Annotated in this window: 5 protein-coding genes and 1 pseudogene; 2 read left to right on the forward strand and 4 right to left on the reverse strand. The window is 43.1% G+C overall.

The annotated features are described in order from the left end of the window. Positions 1 to 117: 117 nt before the first annotated feature. Positions 118 to 684 carry an alkyl hydroperoxide reductase subunit C gene (ahpC, locus tag V7D75_RS13855; protein WP_068407548.1) on the reverse strand — a complete coding sequence of 189 codons (567 nt, stop codon included), beginning with the start codon at positions 682 to 684 and terminating at the stop codon, positions 118 to 120. Between the two features lie 276 nt (positions 685 to 960). On the opposite strand from ahpC, the gene V7D75_RS13860 reads away from it, so the two are divergent. Together V7D75_RS13860 and V7D75_RS13865 are read left to right on the forward strand one after the other, a co-directional pair. Continuing rightward, positions 961 to 1869: a hydrogen peroxide-inducible genes activator gene (locus V7D75_RS13860; protein ID WP_296193082.1), complete on the forward strand. Its 909-nt coding sequence runs from the start codon at positions 961 to 963 to the stop codon at positions 1867 to 1869. Positions 1870 to 1910: 41 nt separating this feature from the next. Further along, entirely contained in the window at positions 1911 to 2582 is a 672-nt protein-coding gene (locus tag V7D75_RS13865) for an HD domain-containing protein (protein WP_333615030.1), read from the forward strand. On the opposite strand, the gene V7D75_RS13870 is transcribed toward V7D75_RS13865, so the two are convergent. From V7D75_RS13870 to V7D75_RS13880, 3 genes and pseudogenes are all read right to left on the reverse strand, one after another. After that, complete coding sequence (locus V7D75_RS13870) at positions 2560 to 3165, reverse strand: methyltransferase domain-containing protein (RefSeq protein WP_333615031.1); 606 nt, start codon at positions 3163 to 3165, stop codon at positions 2560 to 2562. The two genes, V7D75_RS13865 and V7D75_RS13870, sit on opposite strands and share 23 nt — an antisense overlap. Before the next feature lie 80 nt (positions 3166 to 3245). Then, a complete protein-coding gene (locus tag V7D75_RS13875; RefSeq protein WP_333615032.1) occupies positions 3246 to 3926 on the reverse strand; it encodes a M48 family metallopeptidase in 681 nt (226 codons plus the stop codon). A gap of 2 nt (positions 3927 to 3928) precedes the next feature. Beyond that, a pseudogene (locus V7D75_RS13880) lies at positions 3929 to 4163 on the reverse strand (hypothetical protein); the annotation flags it as partial.

The raw sequence follows: 4163 nt of genomic DNA on the forward strand, positions 1-4163 counted from the left end.
GATGGGGCGTTCTTAAGTCATCATTTAATAGCGTTTTCTTTTAAAAACGAAAACTTACTATTAAATTTTATACTTATCTTTTTGCTAGTCTAAATAGTAAGTTATCTAAGTATATGCTTAGATTTTACCAACTAGATCTAAGCTTGGTTTAAGGGTTTCTTGACCTTGTTCCCAAGCTGCTGGGCAAACTTCGCCGTCGTTATCACGAACGTACTGTGCCGCTTTTACTTTACGTAGCATGTCTTTTGCACTACGGCCAATACCACCTGCATGGATTTCAGCGACTTGGATTTTACCGTCTGGGTCTACTAAGAAAGTACCACGCTCTGCCAAACCTGCTTCTTCGATCATGACATTAAAGCCACGAGTGATACGGCCAGTTGGGTCACCGATCATTGGATAAGTGACTTTGCCGATAGCGTCTGAAGAATCATGCCATGCTTTGTGAGTGAAATGTGTGTCAGTTGATACTGAGTACACTTCTACGCCTAGGCCTTTAAGCTCTTCGTAATGGGCTGCCATGTCTTCAAGTTCAGTTGGGCAAACAAAGGTAAAGTCAGCTGGGTAAAATAGAAAGATGGCCCAACTGCCTTTTACGTCTTCTGAAGTGATGGTTTTGAAATCACCGTTTACAAACGCTTCTGCTGAAAACTCTGGAATTTCTTGATTGATAATTGACGCCATGATTGGCTCCTTTTTTTGATTGATTGTTGTTAAGTTAATTGTGTTTATGGCTGCAGGTTTTAATTAACCCACTCATTAACTGGGTTACAAGACAAACTATACGCGAATTCTATGGTTAATCCAGTTAAAAGTTTTTAATGTGATGTTTTGTTTTATTAAACTTGTTAAACTATTCTAACGGCTTTTTTTATACGAACATCGGCATTAAATTGCTATAGTACACAAGATAAACGCCCAAAACAAATGGCGTTCAAAACCCATTAATAGAGAGGTTTTATGATTACTTTACGCCAACTTGAGTTTGCCTTAGCGGTTGCCAAACATCGTCATTTTAAACGGGCGGCAGAAGACTGTAATATTTCACAATCAGCGCTGAGTTTGGGTATCGCCGAGTTAGAAAAACAACTAGATACGCAGATTTTTGAGCGCAATAATAAGCAAGTTTTGATTACGCCTATCGGTGAGGACATCTTAACGCGAGCGCAGCGTATATTTTCTGAAGTCAATGATTTGACTACGCGAGCACACAGCCATCAATCGCCGCTTGCGTACCCGATGACGGTTGGTATCATTCCGACGATTGCACCTTATCTGCTGCCAAAAGTACTGCCTGCTCTGCGCAAACACTACCCTGAATTTCGGATGACCGTTATCGAGCAGCAAACCGAGCGTTTGCTTGAGCAAGTGCGCTATGGTCATATTGATACGGCCATTATTGCACTGCCTTATGCGGTCGATGGTTTGCATACGTTTGAGTTTTGGGCGGAAGATTTCTTTGCTGTCTTTCCACAGGATGACGTCCATGCCAAGCTTGAAAAAATTAATGCCGATGAGCTAGCAACAGCCAATCTGATGTTACTTGGCGAAGGACATTGTCTGACCGATCAAACCTTAACCGTCTGTCATTTCGATCGCGCACAAATGAAATCGAGCTTTTCTGATGCCAGCTTAAACACCCTAATACAAATGGCGCTTGCTAATATGGGCACGACCTTGGTGCCAGAGATGGCACTCGATCAGCTGCATTTGCAAAACCAAAATGCAGTCGCAGTACCATTAGCAGAAAAAGGGCCACATCGTCATATCGCTTTTGTCACCCGCTTAAACTATGCTCGCGTTGATGATGTTAATTTATTAGGTAAACTCTTTAAACAAGCATTTGAAGATGCGGCTAGTAAGAAGTAAGCATTTGCCAATAGATTGCAGTCATTAAATAAAGGCTAAATATGGACGGGTTGTCACAACTAGAAACTGAGCTTGGGACGATTTTCGAGTGGCATTTAACGGCTATTGATAACGCTATCGAGCCAGCAATATTAAAAACACTTTGGCAAAATATCGCTGTGCGCTATAACGAAAGCCAGCGCGCTTATCATAGCTTGCAGCATATTTGGCAATTATTTGCGCAGTTTGAACAGATTAAGCATCATTTAAATGAGCTGCATATTATCGCATTGGCACTGTTTTATCATGACGTGATATATGATCCGATGCGCTCAGATAATGAGCTGAAAAGTGCAGAATATGCCGTAGAGGCTCTACGCCCTTATTTATCGGCAGCGCAGTGCCAACATATTTACGCGCTCATTATGATGACGGCTAATCATGAGCTTGCTGAGTGCTCAAACGCTCAAAAGAACTTTGATGCCGCTTATTTACTAGATATGGACTTAAGTATTTTAGGGGCATGTTGGCTTGAGTATGAGCAGTATGCACAAGCAGTTCGGCAAGAGTACGCGCATGTCTCAAACGCAGATTACCGCAACGGGCGTATGGCAGTATTAAAAGGATTATTAGCGCACCCAACGCTTTATCTGACGGATTATTATTATGACAGGTTAGAAAAGCAGGCTCGGCAAAACATCAAGCGTGAGATTAAGATTTTACACGCATCTTAATAAACAGCTCACTGCCCTGCCGCGCCGGATGCGAGTTATAGCTTGTCTCCATAATCTCAATCTCAAAATAAGGCTCAAAACGCTGCTGATATTCAGCTTTTGTGCCGCCAAACGGGGGTTCCTCTCGCCCGAAATCCTTATCAAATAGCAGCCCAACCAGCTTGCCATTCGGTTTCAATAATGCGGCCATCTGCGCCACATATTCATCACGGCGCGCAGGATTTATGGCACAAAAAAACGTCTGCTCAAGCACCCAATCAAACTGATATTGCGCTGGCGATAACGCAAAAAAATCAGCACAGACCAAATGCGCTACTGGAAAGTTAGGATAGCGCTCTGCGAAAGCCTCAATTGGCGCAGGGGCAAAATCAACCAAGGTGACATTGGTAAACCCTTGCTCATGCAGATAACCGACCTCATAAGCATTGCCCGCGCCCGGTACTAAAATCGCTTGCTCTTTAGCAGATTCAGGCAACTGGTCAATATAAGCTTTGAGCGGTGGTGACACTTGTCCCATATCCCAGCCGATACTGTCCTCTTCATAACGCTGCTGCCAAAACTGGGCTTGATTGACGTTTTCCATAGCACATCCTTGTTTCGATAAAAAACCTTATCTTAGCAGATTAAGGCATGACATCTGGTTATTTAGCAGTAGCTCCTACCTTAGTCTAGCTGCCCTGTTTTACCTGCCAACATATTATGCCAATGCTTGTAATCGGGCATTGCCGTCGCCACCGTTTGCCAAAAAGCACGGCTATGATTGGCATGATGCAAATGGCAAAGCTCATGGACGATGACGTATTCAGTGCATTCGATAGGATAGGCTGGCAGATAGACGGACAACCAAATTCGCCGGGCGCGAGTATTGCAACTGCCCCAGCGCGTATGCATTTTCTTTAGACGTATTTCATTAGCGTAAGCGCCGACAATCGGTTGCCATTTATTAAATAATGCAGGCATTACTTCAGAGAGATTTTGCCGATAGTAGGCAATTTTTTTATCGTGGTTTAAGGTGAATGATTGCTCTACGCCCCACAATAGCAGTGTGCTATCGACAGTTGAAGACTCTTTTATAGATTGCTGTGATGGGGTTTGCTGACGTTTATAACGTTCTAATACGTGCGCATGATTGGCGATTGCCCAAGGCACGCGTTTCTCTATCGCCTGAGCAGTTTGCGCTGAGCTAAGAGAGATTGGTATAGAGACCATTAATTTATGCGGTTTTAAGCGAAAATTGATATTTTTAACGCGCTTTTTGCTGATGTGTAGCTCAATATCCGCTTGCGCCAAACAACGTTTAGCGCTATTTAATAAGGGCAAATCATACTGTGACGGCACATTCATGCTCACAGCGCTTGCAAGTGATTGTCAAACGACATCAGATGATATTTACTGTTGATAAAAATACGCTCAACATTATCTACTCTAGCAAGTTCAGCAGTTGCTAAATGATTAACAGTTAACGCGGTTAACTGACCTTGTCCATCACTAACAATAAAACATGAGTGCGCCTTAGCATTAGCCTTAACATTGGCATTGTTATCGCCAGCTTTGTCGGTATTCTGATTTGGCAACACTGCT

It is taken from the genome of Psychrobacter sp., from assembly GCF_036731945.1.
Classification (GTDB): domain Bacteria; phylum Pseudomonadota; class Gammaproteobacteria; order Pseudomonadales; family Moraxellaceae; genus Psychrobacter.

Bases quoted from the DNA above. Each gene is read 5' to 3' on its own strand.
- V7D75_RS13865 (WP_333615030.1), top strand. From the start codon at position 1,911: ATGGACGGGTTGTCACAACTAGAAACTGAGCTTGGGACGATTTTCGAG.
- V7D75_RS13870 (WP_333615031.1), bottom strand. From the start codon at position 3,165: ATGGAAAACGTCAATCAAGCCCAGTTTTGGCAGCAGCGTTATGAAGAG.
- V7D75_RS13860 (WP_296193082.1), top strand. From the start codon at position 961: ATGATTACTTTACGCCAACTTGAGTTTGCCTTAGCGGTTGCCAAACAT.
- ahpC (WP_068407548.1), bottom strand. From the start codon at position 684: ATGGCGTCAATTATCAATCAAGAAATTCCAGAGTTTTCAGCAGAAGCG.
- V7D75_RS13875 (WP_333615032.1), bottom strand. From the start codon at position 3,926: ATGAATGTGCCGTCACAGTATGATTTGCCCTTATTAAATAGCGCTAAA.